16 protein-coding genes are annotated in these 19,920 nt (G+C 64.9%); 11 read left to right on the top strand and 5 right to left on the bottom strand.

Annotation, left to right across the window (positions count from 1 at the left end; translation table 11 throughout):
* Positions 1-190: 190 nt before the first annotated feature.
* Positions 191-1,567, bottom strand: a complete 1,377-nt coding sequence (locus tag ACFW0B_RS07885) for an L-serine ammonia-lyase (RefSeq protein WP_449147379.1) — start codon at positions 1,565-1,567, stop codon at positions 191-193.
* Positions 1,568-1,982: 415 nt separating this feature from the next.
* On the opposite strand from ACFW0B_RS07885, the gene choX reads away from it, so the two are divergent.
* The 6 genes from choX to betI (ACFW0B_RS07915) all read left to right on the top strand — a co-directional run bounded on the left by choX (position 1,983) and on the right by betI (ACFW0B_RS07915) (position 8,287).
* Positions 1,983-2,939, top strand: coding sequence for a choline ABC transporter substrate-binding protein (gene choX, locus ACFW0B_RS07890; protein ID WP_449147380.1), 957 nt, complete (start codon positions 1,983-1,985; stop codon positions 2,937-2,939).
* Positions 2,940-3,354: 415 nt separating this feature from the next.
* On the top strand, positions 3,355-4,551 hold the full coding sequence (locus ACFW0B_RS07895; protein ID WP_449147381.1) for a quaternary amine ABC transporter ATP-binding protein: 1,197 nt from the start codon (positions 3,355-3,357) through the stop codon (positions 4,549-4,551).
* Between the two features lie 2 nt (positions 4,552-4,553).
* Positions 4,554-5,438, top strand: a complete 885-nt coding sequence (locus tag ACFW0B_RS07900; RefSeq protein ID WP_449147382.1) for an ABC transporter permease — start codon at positions 4,554-4,556, stop codon at positions 5,436-5,438.
* A 34-nt stretch (positions 5,439-5,472) separates the two neighbouring features.
* Positions 5,473-6,417, top strand: a complete 945-nt coding sequence (locus tag ACFW0B_RS07905) for a choline ABC transporter substrate-binding protein (protein ID WP_449147383.1) — start codon at positions 5,473-5,475, stop codon at positions 6,415-6,417.
* A gap of 154 nt (positions 6,418-6,571) precedes the next feature.
* Complete coding sequence (locus ACFW0B_RS07910; protein WP_449147384.1) at positions 6,572-7,429, top strand: glycine betaine ABC transporter substrate-binding protein; 858 nt, start codon at positions 6,572-6,574, stop codon at positions 7,427-7,429.
* Positions 7,430-7,693: 264 nt separating this feature from the next.
* On the top strand, positions 7,694-8,287 hold the full coding sequence (gene betI, locus ACFW0B_RS07915; RefSeq protein WP_449147385.1) for a transcriptional regulator BetI: 594 nt from the start codon (positions 7,694-7,696) through the stop codon (positions 8,285-8,287).
* A gap of 94 nt (positions 8,288-8,381) precedes the next feature.
* Here the strand turns inward: betI (ACFW0B_RS07915) and ACFW0B_RS07920 are convergent, their stop codons facing one another.
* Positions 8,382-9,926: a BCCT family transporter gene (locus ACFW0B_RS07920; protein ID WP_449147386.1), complete on the bottom strand. Its 1,545-nt coding sequence runs from the start codon at positions 9,924-9,926 to the stop codon at positions 8,382-8,384.
* A gap of 282 nt (positions 9,927-10,208) precedes the next feature.
* On the opposite strand from ACFW0B_RS07920, the gene betI (ACFW0B_RS07925) reads away from it, so the two are divergent.
* The 3 genes from betI (ACFW0B_RS07925) (at position 10,209) to betA (ending at position 14,112) form a co-directional block, all read left to right on the top strand.
* Entirely contained in the window at positions 10,209-10,802 is a 594-nt protein-coding gene (gene betI, locus ACFW0B_RS07925; RefSeq protein ID WP_449147387.1) for a transcriptional regulator BetI, read from the top strand.
* A gap of 47 nt (positions 10,803-10,849) precedes the next feature.
* Complete coding sequence (gene betB, locus ACFW0B_RS07930) at positions 10,850-12,322, top strand: betaine-aldehyde dehydrogenase (protein WP_449147388.1); 1,473 nt, start codon at positions 10,850-10,852, stop codon at positions 12,320-12,322.
* Between the two features lie 101 nt (positions 12,323-12,423).
* Positions 12,424-14,112, top strand: coding sequence for a choline dehydrogenase (gene betA / locus ACFW0B_RS07935; protein ID WP_449147389.1), 1,689 nt, complete (start codon positions 12,424-12,426; stop codon positions 14,110-14,112).
* 143 nt (positions 14,113-14,255) lie between these two features.
* On the opposite strand, the gene torT is transcribed toward betA, so the two are convergent.
* Positions 14,256-15,287: a TMAO reductase system periplasmic protein TorT gene (torT, locus tag ACFW0B_RS07940; RefSeq protein ID WP_449147390.1), complete on the bottom strand. Its 1,032-nt coding sequence runs from the start codon at positions 15,285-15,287 to the stop codon at positions 14,256-14,258.
* Positions 15,288-15,437: 150 nt separating this feature from the next.
* On the opposite strand from torT, the gene dbpA reads away from it, so the two are divergent.
* Both dbpA and yccS read left to right on the top strand, forming a co-directional pair.
* Positions 15,438-16,817 (top strand): ATP-dependent RNA helicase DbpA, encoded by a 1,380-nt coding sequence (gene dbpA, locus ACFW0B_RS07945; RefSeq protein WP_449147391.1) that lies wholly within the window; start codon positions 15,438-15,440, stop codon positions 16,815-16,817.
* 105 nt (positions 16,818-16,922) lie between these two features.
* The gene (gene yccS, locus ACFW0B_RS07950) at positions 16,923-19,100 is read left to right on the top strand and encodes a YccS family putative transporter (RefSeq protein WP_449147392.1); all 2,178 of its coding nucleotides are present in this window, start codon (positions 16,923-16,925) and stop codon (positions 19,098-19,100) included.
* 117 nt (positions 19,101-19,217) lie between these two features.
* Here the strand turns inward: yccS and ACFW0B_RS07955 are convergent, their stop codons facing one another.
* Together ACFW0B_RS07955 and ACFW0B_RS07960 are read right to left on the bottom strand one after the other, a co-directional pair.
* The gene (locus ACFW0B_RS07955) at positions 19,218-19,667 is read right to left on the bottom strand and encodes an REP-associated tyrosine transposase (RefSeq protein ID WP_459251692.1); all 450 of its coding nucleotides are present in this window, start codon (positions 19,665-19,667) and stop codon (positions 19,218-19,220) included.
* 131 nt (positions 19,668-19,798) lie between these two features.
* A partial coding sequence (locus ACFW0B_RS07960) for a transposase (protein ID WP_449147397.1) occupies positions 19,799-19,920 on the bottom strand: 122 nt, incomplete at its 5' end.

The raw sequence follows: 19,920 nt of genomic DNA on the forward strand, positions 1-19,920 counted from the left end.
CGACCGCGAGAGCCCGCGTCCGGCGGGCCCTGGGGACATAGGTAGCACTGGCGGCGTCAGCGGATGTCACCCCGTGCCATGGGACAACACCTTCAGTAACAGACGAAATGTTCATAACCGGACCGTCCGGTCATACCCATTCCTGTCGCATCGCGCACCAGAATAGGGCATCGCTCGGCGAGGCTCGCGATCAGCACTCGATGGCGCTGACCGCCAGGCCGCCGCGCGAGGTTTCCTTGTATTTGTCGTGCATGTCGGCGCCGGTGTCGCGCATGGTGCGGATTACCCGGTCCAGCGAGATGAAGTGCTCGCCATCGCCGCGCAGCGCCATCTGCGCCGCGTTGATCGCCTTCACCGCGGCAATCGCGTTGCGCTCGATGCACGGCACCTGCACCAGCCCGCCCACCGGGTCGCAGGTCAGCCCGAGGTTGTGTTCCAGGCCGATCTCGGCGGCGTTCTCCAGCTGCGCCGGGGTCGCCCCCAGCACTTCCGCCAGGCCGGCGGCGGCCATGGCGCAGGCCGAGCCCACTTCGCCCTGGCAGCCCACTTCGGCGCCGGAGATCGAGGCGTTCTTCTTGCACAGGATGCCCACGGCGGCGGCGCCGAGGAAGAAGTGCACCACGTCGTCGTCGCTCGCCTCGGGGTTGAAGCGCATGTAGTAGTGCAGCACCGCCGGGATGATCCCCGCCGCACCGTTGGTGGGCGCGGTGACCATGCGCCCGCCGGCGGCGTTTTCCTCGTTCACCGCCAGGGCGTAGAGGTTCACCCATTCCATGGCGCTCATGGTCGAGCCGATCACGTTGGGCTTGCCCAGTTCCTGCAGGCTGCGGTGCAGTTTGGCCGCCCGGCGGCGCACGTTGAGCCCGCCGGGCAGGATGCCCTCCTCGTCCAGGCCGTTGCGCACGCAGTCCTGCATGGCGTCCCAGAGTTTCAGCAGGCCGGCGCGGATTTCTGCCTCGCTGCGCCAGGCCTTCTCATTCGCCAGCATCAGCTCGGAGACGCGCAGCTGGTGGCGCTGGCAGAGTTCCAGCAGCTCTTCGGCGGTGGAGAAGTCGTAGGGCAGTTCGGTGGCGTCCTGGTCCAGCTGGCCGGACTTCGCCTGGGCTTCGTCGACGACGAAACCGCCGCCGATGGAGTAGTAGGTGTCGCGGTGCACTTCCCCCGAGTCGCCGAAGGCGCTCAGGGTCATGGCGTTGGGGTGATAGGGCAGGTTTTCCTCCAGCAGCAACAGGTCGCGCTGCCAGTCGAAGGGCACCGGGTGGCTGCCGTCCAGCAGCAGTTCGCCGGTGGTCTTCAGCGCCTCGATGCGCGGCGCGATCTGCTTCGGGTCGACCTGGTCCGGCCATTCGCCCATCAGCCCCACCAGGGTGGCGCGGTCGGTGCCGTGGCCGACGCCGGTGGCCGACAGCGAGCCGTACAGGCGCACTTCGACCCGCGTCACCTGCGCCAGCAGGCCACGCTCGCGCAGCGCCGAGGCGAACAGTGCCGCCGCCCGCATCGGTCCCACGGTGTGCGAGCTGGAAGGGCCGATACCGATCTTGAACAGGTCGAACACGCTGATAGCCACGGGGTAACTCCGGTAGGGATCACACTTGCCGGACATGATCGGCATTTCGCCGGAGCGAGAACTTCCCACACCGACTTGCTCGTATCCAAATACGTCGTGCCCGCACACCGGATCGACCTGGATGATGTGGGGGCGAATTCATTCGCGAAGGGCAACGCAGTTGCCCCTGAACGTCACTGGGCAGGCCTGCGGCCTGCATAGCGAATGAATTCGCCCCCACAAGAAAGCAGCCGTGAAAGCCGTTGTTGTCTTGCATCACCCGCGACAGATAAGTTCTGGCTGCGACCGGCTCGCTAGCCAGGCGATGCGTCTGGCCCGCATGATTCCGCCGCCCGGAGGGCGAGGGCCTGCAGCAGTCCGACAGCCACGCGAGTCCGGAGAACGACAATAAAACCTGCTGTGGACGGACCCATCGATGACTCGACCCACCACTCCCCTGCTGGCAGCGACGCTGCTGGCCGCTTCCCTGCCCTGCATCCAGCCGGCACTCGCCGCCGCGGACCCGGAAAGCTGTTCGACCGTGCACTTCTCCGACGTCGGCTGGAGCGACATCACCGTCACCACCGCTGTCACCCGCTATGTGCTGAGCGAGCTGGGCTACGTCACCAAGGTGCATCGCCTCTCGGCCAAGGACACCTACAAGGCCTTGAGCGAAGGCAAGGTCGATGTCTTTCTCGGCAACTGGATGCCGAGCAGCGAACACGACATCCGCCCCTACCTGGACAACGGCACGGTGGAGAGCCTCGGCGCCAATCTCACCGGTGCCAAGTACACCCTCGCGGTGAACCAGGCGGCCTGGGACGGCGGTGTGAAGAGCTTCGCCGACCTGGCGAAGTTCAGGCAGCAGCTCGGCGGCAGGATCTACGGCATCGAACCGGGCAACGACGGCAATGCGCTGATCCAGAAGATGATCAGGGAGAACGCGTTCAGCCTCGGCGACTTCAAGCTGGTGGAGTCCAGCGAAAGCGGCATGCTGTCCCAGGTCAAGCGGGCCGAGCACCTCGACCAGTGGGCGGTGTTCCTCGGCTGGGAACCGCACCCGATGAACAATCAGCTGGACATGCATTACCTGGCGGGCGGCGATGACTGGTTCGGCCCGGACTACGGCGGCGCGACCGTCTATACCAACGTGCGCAAGGGCCTGACCCGGGAGTGCCCCAACCTCGGACGGCTGCTGAAAAACCTCAAGTTCAGCCTGGCCATGGAGAACCACCTGATGGAGGCCATACTTAACCAGAGCACCAACCGCAGACGCGAAGCGAAGGCCTGGCTGAAAGCCAATCCCGACATGCTGAGCGCCTGGCTGCAGGGCGTCACCGCACGTGACGGCGGCCCGCTGCCGACAGCATTCACACGAGTGGAAGCGCCGTAATACGGTGCATCCAGCGATCTCACCGGGCATGTCGCCACTCAACATATGAACGTCGCAAACCGACAATTGCGAAGACCCCAAGGCTTTATCGTTGAGTCACCCGATTTCGTCGCTGTCGGCTCCCGTGGACCGACAGACCGCCAGCACTCCGCTGCGGACCGAAGAACACAAGCGGCGACCTCCCCCCGAACAGAGGTCGGCCTAATAAGAAATTTCGGAAGTACGCGCACCTCTGGTCGAGGTGCTGAATCCGCCCAGGGAATGGGTTTCGTAACACTGCCAGAGGGCTGTCAGGTTCTCGAAACATTGTTATCCACACAGGCAAGACAGTCGGCATCACCAGGCTGGGCGTCGTCGAGCGTCCTTTCTGGCTCCGTGTAGCTGACCTGGATGTCTACTGAAGGGGAAATATCCCATGCAGTCTGGAAAGATCGTGGTTCAAAACCTCTACAAGGTTTTCGGGCAACAACCACAAGAAGCAATCGATCTACTCAAGCAGGGCTGGAGCAAGGAAAAGATCCTGGCCGAACGGGGCGCCGTGATCGGCGTCAGCGACGTGTCCTTCAGCGTCAACGAAGGTGAAATCTTCGTGCTGATGGGCTTGTCGGGTTCGGGCAAGTCGACCCTGATCCGCCTGATCAACCGCTTGATCGAACCCACCGCCGGCGATGTGTTCATCGACGGCCAGAACGTCGCCAAGCTGCCCAAGTCGCAATTGATCGACCTGCGCCGCCGCGACATGAGCATGGTGTTCCAGTCCTTCGCACTGATGCCCTCGCGCTGCGTGCTGGACAACGCCGCCTTCGGCCTGGAAGTGGCCGGAACGGGCAAGAAGGAACGCGAGAAGCGCGCCATGGAAGTGCTGGAGCAGGTCGGCCTGGCCAGCTTCGCCCACAAGTATCCCCATGAGCTTTCCGGCGGCATGCAGCAGCGTGTGGGCCTTGCCCGCGCCCTGGCGGTGAACCCGTCGATGATCATCATGGACGAGGCCTTCTCCGCCCTCGACCCGCTCAAGCGCCGCGAGATGCAGGACGTGCTGCTGGACCTGCAGAAGAAGCACAGCCGCACCATCATCTTCGTGTCCCACGACATCGAGGAAGCCATGCGCATCGGTTCGCGCATCGGCATCATGGAAGGCGGCAAGCTGATCCAGGTGGGCACGCCCCAGGAGATCATCGAGAACCCCGCCAACGAATACGTACGCAACTTCTTCAACACCGTCGACACCAGCCGCTACCTCACCGCCGGCCAGCTCAAGTCCGACAGCGTTCCGCTGTTCGTGCACAACGGCAAGGCTCCCGACGCCCAGGCGGTTTGCCAGAAACTGCAGGCCATGGACAAGCACTACGCCTTCATCGTCGACGAGAAGAACATCTTCCGCGGCTCCATCAGCCTGGAGAAGATCGCCCTGCTGGTGGAAGGCGGCCGAACCCTGGAGCTGGAGCAGAACCTGCTCAAGCACATCGACCCGGTACCGGAAGACCTGCCCCTGGACAGCGTCATCCAGCGCCTGGTGATAAACGAAGGGCCGATCCCGGTGGTCGACCAGAGTGGCCGCTATAGCGGCGCGATCAGCAAAGGCCGCCTGCTGAGCCGCCTGCGGGGAGAATGACGATGAGCGAGAAACTGGATCTGGGCAGCTGGGTGAATGACGTCGTCCAGCACCTTCTGGAGAACTACAGCGGCGCCTTCGAAAGCGTCGGCAACGTGGTCAGCGGCTTCTCCGAGCTGATCGAACGCTTCCTGCTCTGGCCGCCGGCCTGGGTGATCATCGCCGTGTTCGTCGGCCTGGGCCTCTGGCGCATCGGCGCCAAGTTCGCCGCCTTCACCGCGGCCTCCCTGATCCTGATCGTGTTGACCGGGTTCTGGGAACAGACCGTCGTCACCCTCGGCCTGACCTTCTCCTCCACCCTGATCAGCCTGCTGCTCGGCATTCCGCTGGGCATCTGGGCCGCCAAGAGCGAGCGCGTGGCCTATGTGATCCGCCCGGTGCTGGACTTCATGCAGACCATGCCGGCGTTCGTCTACCTGATCCCGGCGGCGATGCTCTTTGGCCTCGGCCGTGTGCCCGGCATCATCGCCACGGTGATCTTCGCCATGCCGCCGGCGGTGCGTCTGACCGCCCTCGGCATCCGCCAGGTGAACAAGGAAATCGTCGAAGCCGGCCAATCCTTCGGCTGCACCAGCTGGCAGCTGCTATACAAAGTGCAGCTGCCCAACGCCATGCCGTCGATCATGGCTGGCGTGAACCAGACCATCATGATGGCGTTGTCCATGGTGATCATCGCGTCGATGGTCGGCGCCGGTGGCCTGGGTAACGACGTGCTCGCCAGTATCCAGCGCCTGGACATCGGCCTCGGTTTCGAAAGCGGCATGGCAGTGGTACTGCTGGCAATCATTCTCGACCGTATCACCGAAAGCTTCGGCACCCGCCAGACCACTCGTGGTCGCCTGTTCGGTCGACTCGGCGCCAGATTGCAGCGGCAGCAAGCGCACTAAGAACGCTTCACCTTTCAATGTCCGGGAGTCGCTAATGAAAAAAATGAAAAAAGTCGCTGCACTGGGCCTGCTGGCCTGCGCGCTGACCCAGGGTGCCTGGGCCCAGGAGCCGCAGAGCTGCAAGCAGGTCCGCTTCGCCGAGATCGGCTGGGCCGACATCGCCGCCACCACCGGCGTGGCCATGGTGCTGACCGAGGGACTGGGTTACACCCCGCGCAAGATCATGGCATCCGTGCCCATCGCCTTCACCGGCGTGAAGAACAAGCAGATCGACGTCTTCCTCGGCTACTGGGCCCCCTCCATGGACGCGGTGATCGAGCCCTTCACCAAGGACAACGGCGTGAAGGTGCTGGCAACACCGAACCTGGAAGGTGCCAAGTACACCCTGGCGGTTCCCACCTATGCGGCTGAAGCGGGTCTGAAGAGCTTCCAGGACATCGCCAAGTTCAAGGACCAGCTCGGTGGCAAGATATACGGCATCGAGCCGGGCAACGACGGCAACCTGCTGATCGACAAGATGATCAAGGGCGACCAGTTCGGCCTCGGCGACTTCCGCATGGTCGAATCCTCCGAGGCCGGCATGCTGGTCCAGGTGCAGCGCGCGGTGAAGAAGAAGGAACCGGTGGTGTTCCTCGGCTGGGCCCCGCACCCGATGAACACCCAGTTCGATATCACCTACCTGGCCGGTGGCGACGACGTGTTCGGTCCGGACTACGGTGCCGCCAAGGTGTACACCGTGGTGCCGCCGGACTATGAACAGCGCTGCACCAACGTCGGCAAGCTGCTGAACAACCTGCAGTTCAACGTGCAGATGGAAAGCCAGCTGATGGAGAAGATCCTGGAGAAGGAAGACCCGGTGAAAGTCGCCACCACCTGGCTCAAGGCCAACCCGGCCGTGCTGGACAAGTGGCTCGCCGGCGTCACCACCTTCGATGGGCAGGACGGCGCCGCCGCCGTGAAGAAGCACATCGGCCTGTAACCCCCCGGGGCTCCTCCCGCAGGAGCCCGCTTCCTTGCAATTCGCCAGTCGTGGCCCGACAACGGGCTGCGATGGGCACTGTCGCGAAGCCCGCCTGAGAACGGGTCACCGACCACGTAGTTGGCTGCCAATCCCACTTGATGGAGCAATACGTATGCGCAAGTTGAAATCCCTGTACCTCAAGACCCTCGGCGTCGCCGCCCTTGCCCTCGGCATGGGCATGGCCAACGCCGCGGACAAACCGACCCTGAAGATCGGCTTCGTGAACGGCTGGGACGACAGCGTCGCCGCCACCTACGTCGCCGGCGAAATCCTCAAGGAGAAACTCGGTTACGGCGTCGAACTGAAACCCGTGGAGCCAGCCATCATGTGGCAAGGCGTGGCCCGTGGCGACCTGGACGCCACCCTCTCCGCCTGGCTGCCGGCTACCCACGGCGAGTACTACGCCAAGCTCAAGGACAAGGTCGTGGTGCTGGGCTCGAACTACACCGGCGCCAAGATCGGCCTGATCGTTCCCGACTACGTGCAAGCCAAGTCCATCGAGGACCTGAATACCTACAAGGCCGACTTCGACGGCAAGATCACCGGCATCGACGCCGGCGCCGGCGTGATGCGCCGCACCGAGGACGCGATCAAGCAGTACAACCTCGACATCAAGCTGATGCCCAGCTCCGGCCCGGCCATGGCCACCGCCCTGACCCGCGCCGAGAAGGCCCAGAAGCCGATCGTGGTGACCGGCTGGATTCCGCACTGGATGTTCGCCAAGTGGAAACTGCGCTTCCTGGAAGACCCCAAAAAGGTCTATGGCGATGACGAGCACGTCGACACCGTGGTCAACCCCGGCCTGGAAGCCAAGGCCGCCGACGCCACCGCGTTCCTGAAGAAGTTCTCCTGGAACGGCGAGGAAGTCGGTGCGGTGATGCTGGCCATCCGCGAAGGCGCCAAACCGGAAGCCGCCGCCAAGGACTGGATCGCCAAGAACCCGCAGCGCGTGGATGAGTGGCTGAAATAAGCCGCCTCCTTGCTCCAGAACGCCCCCGCCGGCCATCGCCCGCGGGGGCGTTCTGCTTTTTGTGGGGGCGAATTCATTCGCTTTGGGCAACGCAGTTGCCCCTCCTCAGGCAGACCTTCGGCCTGCATAGCGATTGAAATCGCCCCCACAAAAGCATTCCCCTGCCGCCGATGCACCTTGATCAACCCCGTCGATTGATCGATCAATCAATTTCCCCCTAGACTGCGCGCTCCCGATTCCCACACAAAATGGTGGAAATATCCGATGCCCAAGGTCGGAATGCAGCCGATCCGCCGCTCGCAGTTGATTCAGGCCACCCTCGAAGCCGTCGACCAAGTGGGCCTCGGCGATGCCAGTATCGCCTACATCGCCCGCATTGCCGGTGTCTCCAACGGCATCATCAGCCATTACTTCCGGGACAAGAACGGCCTGCTGGAAGCCACCATGCGCCATCTGATGGCGGCCCTGAGCAGTGCCGTGCGCGGGCGACGCGCCGCCTTGAGCGACAACACCCCGCGCGAACACCTGCGGGCCATCGTTGCCGGCAACTTCGACGACAGCCAGGTCAGCGGCCCGGCGATGAAGACCTGGCTGGCCTTCTGGGCCGCCAGCATGCACCAGCCCTCCCTGCGCCGCCTGCAGCGGATCAACGACCACCGCCTGTATTCCAACCTCTGCTGCGAACTGCGCCGCGCCCTGCCCCGGGACCAGGCACGCTCCGCAGCCCGTGGCCTGGCCGCACTGATCGATGGCCTGTGGCTACGCGGCGCCCTCTCGGGCGATGCCTTCAATACCGAGCAGGCATTGCACATCGCCTACGAATACCTGGACCAGCAACTGGCCAAGGCCGAAGCCTGAAGGGCTGAAGGGCCCTCCAGGGAAATTCGAATCCACGTCCAATGAAAAAGCCCGGTCCAGAGACCGGGCTGTTTCATTTCAGGCTGCTGGCCGATCAGGCCACTTCGCCCTGCAACTGGACGGTTCGCGGATGCTTCGGCGCCTGCTCCATCGCCGCTACATCCGCCTTCATCTGCTTGATCAGGGCGAACATGTACAGCAGCAAGACTGCCGAGAACGGCAGGCCGGCCAGTACCACCACCGTCTGCATGGCAGTGAAGTTGCCGGCGAACAGCAGGCCGATGGTCACCAGGGTCACCACCACGGACCAGAAGATGCGCAGCCAGTTGGGCGCGTCCTCGTCCAGGTCGCCTTCCTCGCGGGACAGGTTGGCCAGCATCACCGAGCCGGAGTCGGCCGGGGTGAGGAAGAGCACGAAGCCGACGCAGATCGACAGGCCGATCACCGCCTTGGCCCAGGGGTAATGCTCCAGCAGCAGGTAGATGGACATGGCCGGCTGCTCCAGCGCCGCCTTGCCGAGGTCCGCCGCGTTCTGGTTCATCACCAGGTCGATGGCGCTGTTGCCGAACACCGACAGCCACACCAGGGTGAAGCCCAGCGGAATCAGCAGCACGCCGCTGACCAGTTCGCGCACGGTGCGGCCGCGGGAGATACGGGCCACGAACATGCCGACGAAGGGTGCCCAGGAAATCCACCAGGCCCAGTAGAACAGGGTCCACAGGCCCATCCACTCCTCGCTCTTGCCGGACTGGCCGGTGTAGACGTAGAGGTCGAAGGTCTTCAGCACCAGGCCGTTGAGGTAGTCGCCCAGGTTCTGCACGAAGCCGTTGAGCAGGTGCAGGGTCTGCCCAGCCAGCAGGACGAACAGCAGCAGGCCGCTGAACAGGATGATGTTCAGGTTGGACAGGCGGCGGATGCCCTTCTCGATGCCCGACACCGCGGCCAGGGTAGCCACCGCGCTCATCACCAGGATCACCGCCAGCAGCGCGCCCTGGTTGTGGGGCAGGCCGAACAGGTATTCCAGGCCTGACGACACCTGCAGCGAACCGATGCCAAGGTTGGTCACCAGGCCCAGCAGGGTCACGAAGATACCGAAGCAGTCCACCGCGTTACCCACGGAACCTTTCATACGGCGCTCGCCGAACAGCGGGTAGAGCGCCGAACGCAGCGCCAGCGGCTTGTTGTGGCGATAGGCGAAGTAGCCCACCGCCAGGCCCACCAGTGCGTAGATGGCCCAGCCATGCACACCCCAGTGGAGGAAAGTCAGCTGCAATGCCTGGCGGGCGGCGAACTGGCTGCCCGGCTCGCCTTCCGGCGGATTGTAGAGGTGGTCGATGGGCTCGGAGGCCGCGAAGTACAGCAGCGAAATGCCGATGCCCGAGGAGAACAGCATCCCGGCCCAGGCGCCGTAGCTGAAGTCCGGGCGGCTATCGTCGGCACCCAGGCGCAGATTGCCGTAGCGGGAGAAGGCGACATAGAGGACGAAGAACAGGTACGCGCCGATGGCCAGCATGTAGTACCAGCCGAAGCTGCGCGACAGCCAGGCCTGAGCCTTGCCGAGCAGATTGCCGGCGTCTTCCGGGAACGCAATCAAGGCAACCGTGAGAAGCATGATGAGCGCGGTGGATCCGTAGAACACGACCGGATTCAGACGCACCTTCCCGTGGTTTGTTGTTGGAGATTTGCTCATTTGGAATTCCAGGGCAGTGAAAGCAGGCGCCTCATGGACGCAACGACAGACCCGCGCCCGCAGCCGGCGACGGGTGGTTTTCGCCGGCAGAAGGCCTGGAATCGGGTGCGGCGAACTGCCGCATCCCGTTCCATGGTGTGCATCGTATTCTTTGTTGTTTGAACGATCAATCAAAATAAAGTAGGCTGGATTTCACCTATCCGGAATGGTTCTGGAAGAGGAGAAAACCCCATGCCCAAAGTCGGAATGCAGCCTCTGCGGCGCACCCAGCTGATCCACGCCACGCTCGAGGCGGTGGACCAGGTCGGCATGAGCGACGCCAGCATTTCCTGCATTGCGCGGCTCGCCGGGGTTTCCAACGGCATCATCAGCCACTACTTCCAGGACAAGAACGGCCTGCTGGAAGCCACCATGCGCTTCCTCATGAACGATCTGCAGGACGCGGTGCGCAAGCGCCGCGAGGCCATGTGCGACGACAGTGCGCGTGGCTACATCCGCTCCATCATCGACGGCAACTTCGACGAGACCCAGGTCAACGGTCCCGCCATGAAGACCTGGCTGGCGTTCTGGGCCAGCAGCATGCACCAGCCGTCCCTGCGCCGTTTGCAACGCATCAACGACCTGCGCCTGTACTCGAACCTCTGCTGGCAGTTCCGCCGCGAGCTCGACGTACGAAGCGCACGCAGCGCCGCCCGCGGCCTGGCCGCCCTGATCGACGGCCTCTGGCTGCGCGGCGCGCTTTCCGGCGAAGCCTTCGATACCGAGCAGGCCCGCCAGCTCGCCTACGAATTCCTTGACCAACAACTGGCCAAGCAGGCGGCCTGAACCGCCCTGCCGCCTTGCGAACACAAGACCTAGAGAGGACAGCCACCATGGCCCGATTCGAAGAACAGAAGCTCTACATTGGCGGCCGCTACGTAGACTCCACCAGCGGCACCACCTTCGAGACCGTCAATCCGGCCAACGGTGAAGTCCTGGCCAACGTCCAGCGCGCCGGCAAGGAAGACGTCGAGCGCGCCGTCGCCAGCGCCATCGAAGGCCAGAAGGTCTGGGCCGCGATGACCGCCATGCAGCGTTCGCGCATCCTGCGCCGCGCCGTGGACATCCTGCGTGAGCGCAACGACGAACTGGCCGAGCTGGAAACCCTGGACACCGGCAAGCCGCTGGCCGAAACCCGCGCCGTGGACATCGTCACTGGCGCCGACGTGATCGAGTACTACGCCGGCCTGATCCCCGCCATCGAAGGCGAGCAGATCCCGCTGCGCGAGACCAGCTTCGTCTACACCCGCCGCGAGCCCCTGGGCGTAGTGGCCGGCATCGGCGCCTGGAACTACCCGGTGCAGATCGCCATGTGGAAATCCGCCCCGGCCCTGGCCGCCGGCAACGCGATGATCTTCAAGCCCAGCGAAGTCACCCCGCTGACCGCCCTGAAACTGGCCGAGATCTACACCGAGGCCGGCGTGCCGGACGGCGTGTTCAACGTCCTCACCGGCAGCGGCCGCGAAGTCGGCCAGTGGCTCACCGAGCACCCGCAGATCGAAAAGATTTCCTTCACCGGCGGCACCTCCACCGGCAAGAAGGTGATGGCCAGCGCCTCCAGCTCCTCGCTGAAGGAAGTGACCATGGAACTGGGCGGCAAGTCGCCGCTGATCATCTTCGAAGACGCCGACCTCGACCGCGCCGCCGACATCGCCGTGATGGCCAACTTCTTCAGCTCCGGCCAGGTCTGCACCAACGGTACCCGCGTGTTCGTACCGCGCGCCCTGCAGGCTCGTTTCGAAGACAAGGTGATCGAGCGCGTCAAGCGCATCCGTCTGGGCAACCCGGAAGACCCCAACACCAACTTCGGCCCGCTGACCAGCTTCGCCCACATGGAAAGCGTGCTCGGCTACATCGAAACCGGCCGCAAGGAAGGCGCCCGCCTGCTGATCGGCGGCGAGCGCGTCACCGAGGGTGAATACGCCAAGGGCGCCTTTGTTGCCGCGACCGTGTTCAGCGACTGCACCGACGACATGACCATCGTCCGCGAGGAAATCTTCGGCCCGGTGATGAGCATCCTGGTGTACGACACCGAGGAAGAAGTGATCCGCCGCGCCAACGACACCGACTACGGCCTGGCCGCCGGCGTCGTCACCCGCGACCTGGCCCGTGCCCACCGCGTGATCCACAAGCTGGAAGCCGGCATCTGCTGGATCAACACCTGGGGCGAGTCCCCCGCCGAAATGCCGGTGGGCGGCTACAAGCAGTCCGGCGTCGGCCGCGAGAACGGCCTGACCACACTGGCCCACTACACCCGCATCAAGTCCGTACAGGTCGAGATGGGCGACTACTACTCGGTGTTCTGAGCCGAACCAGCGCCCAGGCGGCCCGGCGCATGCCGGGCCGCATCCGAAAACAAGATGCCGTGTCCCGGGGGCGACCCCGGGTTATCTAGCAGGTAAGTCACATGCCCCAAGAATTCGATTACATCATCGTCGGAGCCGGTTCCGCCGGTAACGTGCTGGCCACCCGCCTGACCGAGGATTCCGATGTCAGCGTCCTGCTGCTGGAAGCCGGCGGCCCGGACTACCGCATGGATTTCCGTACCCAGATGCCCGCCGCCCTCGCCTATCCGCTGCAGGGCCGCCGCTACAACTGGGCCTACGAAACCGATCCGGAACCCTTCATGAACAACCGCCGCATGGAGTGCGGCCGTGGCAAGGGCCTGGGTGGCTCCTCGCTGATCAACGGCATGTGCTACATCCGCGGCAACGCGCTGGACTTCGACAACTGGGCCAAGGCACCGGGCCTGGAAGACTGGACCTACCTGGACTGCCTGCCCTACTTCCGCAAGGCGGAAACCCGCGACATCGGCCCGAACGACTTCCACGGCGGCGACGGCCCGGTGAGCGTGACCACGCCCAAGACCGGTAACAACCCGCTGTTCCACGCCATGGTCGAGGCCGGCGTGCAGGCGGGCTACCCGCGCACCGAAGACCTCAACGGCTACCAGCAGGAAGGCTTCGGCCCCATGGACCGTACCGTGACCCCGGAAGGCCGTCGTGCCGCCACCGGTCGCGGCTACCTGGACCAGGCACGCAACCGCCCCAACCTGACCATCGTCACCCACGCCCTGACCGACCGCATCCTGTTCAGCGGCAAGCGCGCCATCGGCGTCGCCTACCTCAAGGGCAACAGCGACAACCCCATCACCGTCCATGCCCGTCGCGAAGTGCTGGTGTGCAGCGGTGCCATCGCCTCGCCGCAACTGCTGCAGCGCTCCGGCGTCGGCCCGGCGGCCCTGCTGCGCGACCTCGACGTGCCGGTGGTACACGACCTGCCGGGCGTGGGCGCCAACCTGCAGGATCACCTGGAGCTGTACCTGCAGTACGCCTGCAAGGAACCGGTGTCGCTGTTTCCCGCCCTGCAATGGTGGAACCAGCCGGCCATCGGCGCGCAGTGGCTGTTCTTCGGCAGCGGCCTGGGCGCCAGCAACCAGTTCGAAGCCGGCGGCTTCATCCGCACCCGCGAAGAGTTCGCCTGGCCGAACATCCAGTTCCACTTCCTGCCGGTGGCGATCAACTACAACGGCAGCAACGCGGTGAAGGAGCACGGCTTCCAGGCCCACATGGGCTCCATGCGTTCGCCGAGCCGTGGCCGGATCCACCTGAAGTCGAAGGACCCGCGCCAGCACCCGAGCATCCTGTTCAACTACATGTCCCACGAACAGGACTGGCAGGAGTTCCGCGACGGCATCCGCATCACCCGCGAGATCATGGGCCAGCCGGCGCTGGACCCCTACCGTGGCCGCGAACTGAGCCCGGGAGCGAACCTCAAGAGCGACGCCGAACTCGACGAGTTCATCCGCAACCATGCCGAAACCGCCTTCCACCCGTCCTGCTCCTGCAAGATGGGCAGCGACGACATGGCGGTGGTGGATGGCCAGGGCCGCGTGCACGGCATGGAAGGCCTGCGGGTGGTGGACGCGTCGATCATGCCGGAGATCATCACCGGCAACCTCAACGCGACCACCATCATGATCGCCGAGAAGATCGCCGATAAGATCCGCAATCGCCAGCCGCTGCCGCGCAGCACCGCCAGCTACTACGTGGCCGGCGACAAGCCGGTGCGTGGCGAGCCGCTGCGCAAGCTCTAAGGCCCCTGCGTAATCGGAAAGGCCCCTGGTGCGATGCACCGGGGGCCTTTTTCATTTTGCGGATGGCAAATCTCCGTAGGGGCGAACTCATTCGCCAAAGGGTGGCGCAGTCGCCCCTACAGGAAAAGCAAATCCCCGACGCCCTACTCCGGCAACTCCCGCCGGATCATCCAGTGCCCGCCGGGCGGCATCAGGTGGCTGATGTCGAAGCGCGCGAGGTTGTCCTTGTCGATCACTTCGATTCGCGGGCTGACCCGCCGTGGCAACGATTTGCCTTCCAGCGCGCGTGTCGCCAGGTCCATAGCCACCCGCGCCTGGATCACCGGCGCATCCGTCGGCGACGCCAGGACAGTGCCATCGGCGATGGCTTCCAGCACCCGCTCGGTGGCATAGAGCGAAACCACCCGGGCCTTGTAGCGGCTGCCAGCGGTACGCACCAACTGGCCGGCGAAGGCTGCCGCCTCGGCATTGCCGAGGATGTAGTCCAGCTGCGGCTCGCGGGCGAGCAACTGGCGTACCAGCACCGCCTGGGTGGAACGGTCCACCGGGCCGTAGCCGCCATTGATCACCTCCACCTTGCTGCTCGCATCCATCTCGGCCATGCCACGCTCGGCGTCGGCCACCCAGCCGACGCCCCGGGGCCCCGGCAGCCAGCCGACACGCACCGGCTGCCCCTTGCTGTGTTCGATGATGTAGGCCATGGCGGCCCTGGCCATGTCGGCGAAATCCACCTGGCTGCGGGCGGTGATTCCGGGGCAGTCGATGCGATTGATCAGGTCGATCACCGGCAGCTTGTCGCGGTGCAGCAGGGCGATCTCGTCGCACAGCCCCTTGGTGCTGATGGCCGCGATCACATAGGCATCGGCCGCCAGCTGGACGCAGCGGGTCAGCTGCGCCCGCTGCATGTCCGGGAACTGGTAGCCGCCGGCTTCATAGACGCCAAGGTGCACGCCCGAACGCTTAGCCTCCTCGTCCAGTCCCCAGGCCACACCCCACCAGTAGCGGTCCATGCCGTGGGGCAGCAGCGCGCAGATGCGCCAGGGCCTGCTTGCCCCGTTCAGCGGCTGGTAGCTGGCGCGGCGGCCATCCACCTCGACCTGCACCGGAAACCATTCCGCCGCAACGCAGGAAGCCGTACTCAGCCAGCTCAAGAAGAGGGCACACAGGGTCCGCATAGGGACATTCCTTCCATGGCAGCGACGTTAGGGGATGGACAGTGGCAAGCCTAGCAGGAGCGCCGGGTGGGCGGCGATATCGACGAGTGACGGGGGTGGCACGCCCTGGCCTGCTAAACTGCGCGCCATTTCGACTTGCAGGCTCCTTCCGTGACCACCACCGCCTTTACTTCCCTGCCCCTCTCTGCGGCCACCCTGGCCAACCTGGAGACCCTGGGCTACCGCGACATGACGCCGATCCAGGCCCAGGCCCTGCCGCTGATCCTCAAGGGCCAGGACCTGATCGCCCAGGCCAAGACCGGCAGCGGCAAGACCGCGGCGTTCGGTATCGGCCTGCTGGAGCCGCTCAATCCGCGCTACTTCGGCTGCCAGGCGCTGGTGCTCTGCCCCACCCGCGAACTGGCCGACCAGGTGACCAAGGAAATCCGCCGCCTGGCCCGTGGCCACGGCAACATCAAGGTACTGACCCTCTGCGGCGGCGTGCCCTTCGGCCCGCAGGTGGGCTCGCTGGAACACGGCGCCCACGTCATCGTCGGCACCCCCGGCCGGGTGCTGGAACACCTGCGCAAGGCCACCCTGGTGCTCGACGGCCTCAATACCCTGGTGCTGGACGAAGCCGACCGCATGCTCGACATGGGCTTCTACGACAGCATCGCCGACATCATCGGCCAGCTCCCGGCGCGCCGGCAGACCCTGCTGTTCTCCGCCACCTACCCGGCCGGCATCGCCCAGCTGGCCAGGACCTTCATGCGCGAGCCGCAACAGGTGAAGGTGGAAGCCCTGCACGATGACAACCAGATCGAACAGCGCTTCTACGAGATCGACCCGCGCCAGCGCATGGACGCGGTGCTGCGCCTGCTGCAGGCCACCCGTCCGCAATCCTGCGTCGCCTTCTGCCATACCCGCCAGCAGTGCCAGGAACTGGAAGCCCACCTGCGCGACAACGGCATCTCCGCCCAGTCACTGCACGGCGACCTGGAACAACGTGAGCGCGACCAGGTGCTGACCCTGTTCGCCAACCAGAGCTGCAGCGTGCTGGTGGCCACCGACGTCGCCGCCCGCGGCCTGGACATCGCCGGCCTGGAAGCGGTGATCAACGTCGAACTGTCCCGCGACCCCGAGGTGCATATCCACCGCATCGGCCGTAGCGGCCGCGCTGGCGAGAAGGGCCTGGCCCTGAGCCTGGTGGCGCCGGCCGAGGCCAACCGCGCCCAGGCCATCGAGGACCTGCAACAGGCACCGTTGAACTGGCAGCGGATCGACGAGCTGCTGGTGAAGAGCCGCGAGCCGCTGCTGCCACCCATGGCCACCCTGTGCATCAACGGCGGTCGCAAGGAAAAGCTGCGCCCCGGTGACATCGTCGGCGCCCTCACCGGCGAAGCCGGGATTCCCGGCAACCAGGTGGGCAAGATCGCCATCTTCGACTTCCAGGCCTTCGTCGCCGTGGAGCGCGGCATCGCCAAACAGGCGCTCAAGCGCCTCAGCGAGGGCCGTATCAAGGGCCGCTCCTACAAGGTGCGGATCATCTGACGGGACTCGGCATCGAATGCGACGGGGTGGCTGACAGCGGCCCCGGCTCCCCTTAGGCTGTCGCCAGCAGTACCGTCGTATACGGATATCCGGCCACAAGTCCCTATGCCCTCGACCCCATTCGTACAAACCCTGCGCCGCCTCTGGGCGGTGGACAAGTTCAGCTACAGCCTGCGCGTCTTCGTCGCCCTCACCGGGAGTATGGCGCTGTGCTGGCAGCAGGACCGCATGGACCTGCTCATCGCGCTTTTCCTCGGCATCATCGCCAGCGCCCTGGCGGAAACCGACGACAGCTGGCAGGGTCGCCTCACCGCCCTGCTGGTGACCCTCGGCTGCTTCAGCGTCGCCTCGCTCTCGGTGGAACTGCTGTTCCCCTACCCCTGGGTCTTCGTCGGCGCCCTGGCCCTGGCCAGCTTCGGCCTGACCATGCTCGGCGCCCTTGGCGAGCGCTACGCCACCATCGCCTCGGCGACGCTGATCCTCTCCATCTACAGCATGATCGGCGTGGACCAGCGCGACGGCGCGCCCACCAATCTCTGGCGGGAACCCGCACTGCTGGTGGCCGGAGCCGCCTGGTACGGCCTGCTATCGGTGCTCTGGCAGGCGCTCTTCACCCACCAGCCGGTGCAGCAGAGCCTGGCCAGGCTGTTCCTGGAACTGGGGCAGTACCTCAAACTGAAGTCCGCGCTGCTGGAGCCGGTGCGCCAGCTCGACGTGGAAGCGCGACGCCTGGAACTGGCACGGCAGAACGGCAAGGTGGTGGCGGCGCTGAATGCGGCCAAGGAAATCATCCTGCACCGGGTCGGCAATGGCCGGCCCGGCCCCAAGGTGAGCCGCTACCTCAAGCTCTATTTCCTGGCCCAGGACATCCACGAACGCGCCAGTTCTTCCCACTACGCCTACAACGAACTGGCCGAAGCCTTCTTCCACAGCGATGTGCTGTTCCGCTGCCAGCGCCTGCTGCGCCAGCAGGGCGGCGCCTGCCAGGCCCTGGGCCGCGCCATCCGGATGCGCCAGCCGTTCGACTACCTGGACGGCACCCAGGCCCTGGAAGACCTGAACAAATCCCTGGAACACCTGCGCATCCAGAGCAATCCGGCCTGGCGCGGCCTGCTGCGCTCGCTCAATGCCCTGGCGCGCAACCTCGCCACCCTCGACCGCCTGCTGATCGATGCCAGCAACCCCGACGCCCTCGCCGAAGCCCAGGATGCCAGCCTGCTGGACCGCTCACCCAAGGGCCCGAAAGAGGTCTGGGAACGCCTCAGGCAGAACCTCACGCCCACCTCCGTGGTGTTCCGCCATGCCCTGCGCATGGCCGTGGCGCTGACCGCCGGCTATGGCGTGCTGCACCTGATCCACCCGGAGCAGGGCTACTGGATCCTGCTGACCACGGTATTCGTCTGCCAGCCCAACTTCGGCGCCACCCGGCGCAAGCTGGTGCAGCGGATCATCGGCACCCTGCTCGGACTGGCACTGGGCTGGGCGCTGTTCGACCTGTTCCCCAATGCCCTGGTGCAGTCCGCCTTCGCGGTGATCGCCGGGGTGATCTTCTTCGCCAACCGCGCCACCCGCTACACCCTGGCCACCGCCGCCATCACCCTGATGGTGCTGTTCTGCTTCAACCAGGTCGGCAACAGCTACGGCCTGTTCCTTCCACGCCTGGTGGATACCCTGATCGGTGCCCTGATCGCCGGCCTCGCGGTGATCTTCATCCTGCCCGACTGGCAGGGCCGCCGGCTCAATCAGGTGGTGGCCAACACCCTCGCCTGCAACAGCCGCTACCTGCGGCAGATCATGCAGCAGTACGCCAGCGGCAAACGCGACGACCTGGCCTACCGACTGGCCCGGCGCAACGCCCACAACGCCGATGCGGCGCTGTCCACCACACTTTCCAACATGCTCATGGAGCCGGGCCACTTCCGCAAGGAAGCCGATGTCGGCTTCCGCTTCCTGGTGCTTTCCCACACCCTGCTCAGCTACCTCTCCGCACTCGGCGCCCACCGCAGCGAAACGCCGGGCGAAGCCCTGACGCCGACCATCAACGAAGCCGCCGAACAGATTGCCGGCAGCCTGGACTGCATTGCCCAGGGCCTGGCCGAGCGCCGTCCGATCAGCATCTATCGCGACGAGGAAGATGCACTGGCCAAGGCCCTGGAGCAGCTCCCTGAAGACATGGACGACCGCCCGCGCCTGGTACAGACCGAACTCGGCCTGATCTGCCGCCAGTTGGGAGCGCTGAGGACGCTGGCGGCGCATCTGTTGAATGAGGGGAAGGTGGCGTAGCAGCCGGACAGATTCGTTGTGGGGGCGATTTCAATCGCGTTCAGGTTCCATAGGCCGTCCTTCGGACGGTTCAGCGAATGAATTCGCCCCCACAGCCATATTCCCGAACCGCAAATTTCAGAGCCACTGCGCATCCCAGAACGGGTAGTCGCCGATCCTCTCCACCAGGCCTGCCCGCAAGGGGTTGGCGACGATGTAGCGCGCCACCTTGCGAATATCCTCTTCACTGCGCAGGGCATGGTCGTGAAAACCCGGCTGCCAGACACCTCCGCCGGTGTCGACTCGCAAGCCCAATTGACGGGCCGAACGCCCTTTGAACACCTTGACCACGCTGGACAATCCAATCGGCCCATTGAGCTGGAGCAACCAATGCAGATGGTCTGGCATCAGCACCCAGGCGAGCGAGCTCACCACATTCTGATCATGCAGCCGGCGCAACTCGGCAACGGTGATACGCGCGCAATCGAAATCCCGAAACAGGGGGCGGCGGTCATTGGTTGTGGTGGTGATGTGGTAGATCTGGCCAACGCGCGAAACGCGGCCCTTGAGGAGGTCCTCACTCGGCATTTCCATTGCCCTCTTGTTATGAAGGCAATGACTCTATGGCCCTGACATCGGGAAATGGGCTGCCACACAGGGGCGAAAGGGATGATCCAGGCCGAGGAAGTTGCCGACGCTGCCCCCACAAGAAAAAAGGTTCATCGCGCTTTCCCGGGGAAGGCGGCCTTGATTTTCAGGAAAAAGTAGGCCGAGTCCCGAAAGCCATAGGCCATGCGTTTGATCACCTTGATGCGGTTGTTCACCCCCTCCAGGACACTGG

Origin of the sequence: Metapseudomonas phytobenefica (assembly GCF_043392685.1) — a bacterium.
Taxonomy (GTDB): domain Bacteria; phylum Pseudomonadota; class Gammaproteobacteria; order Pseudomonadales; family Pseudomonadaceae; genus Metapseudomonas.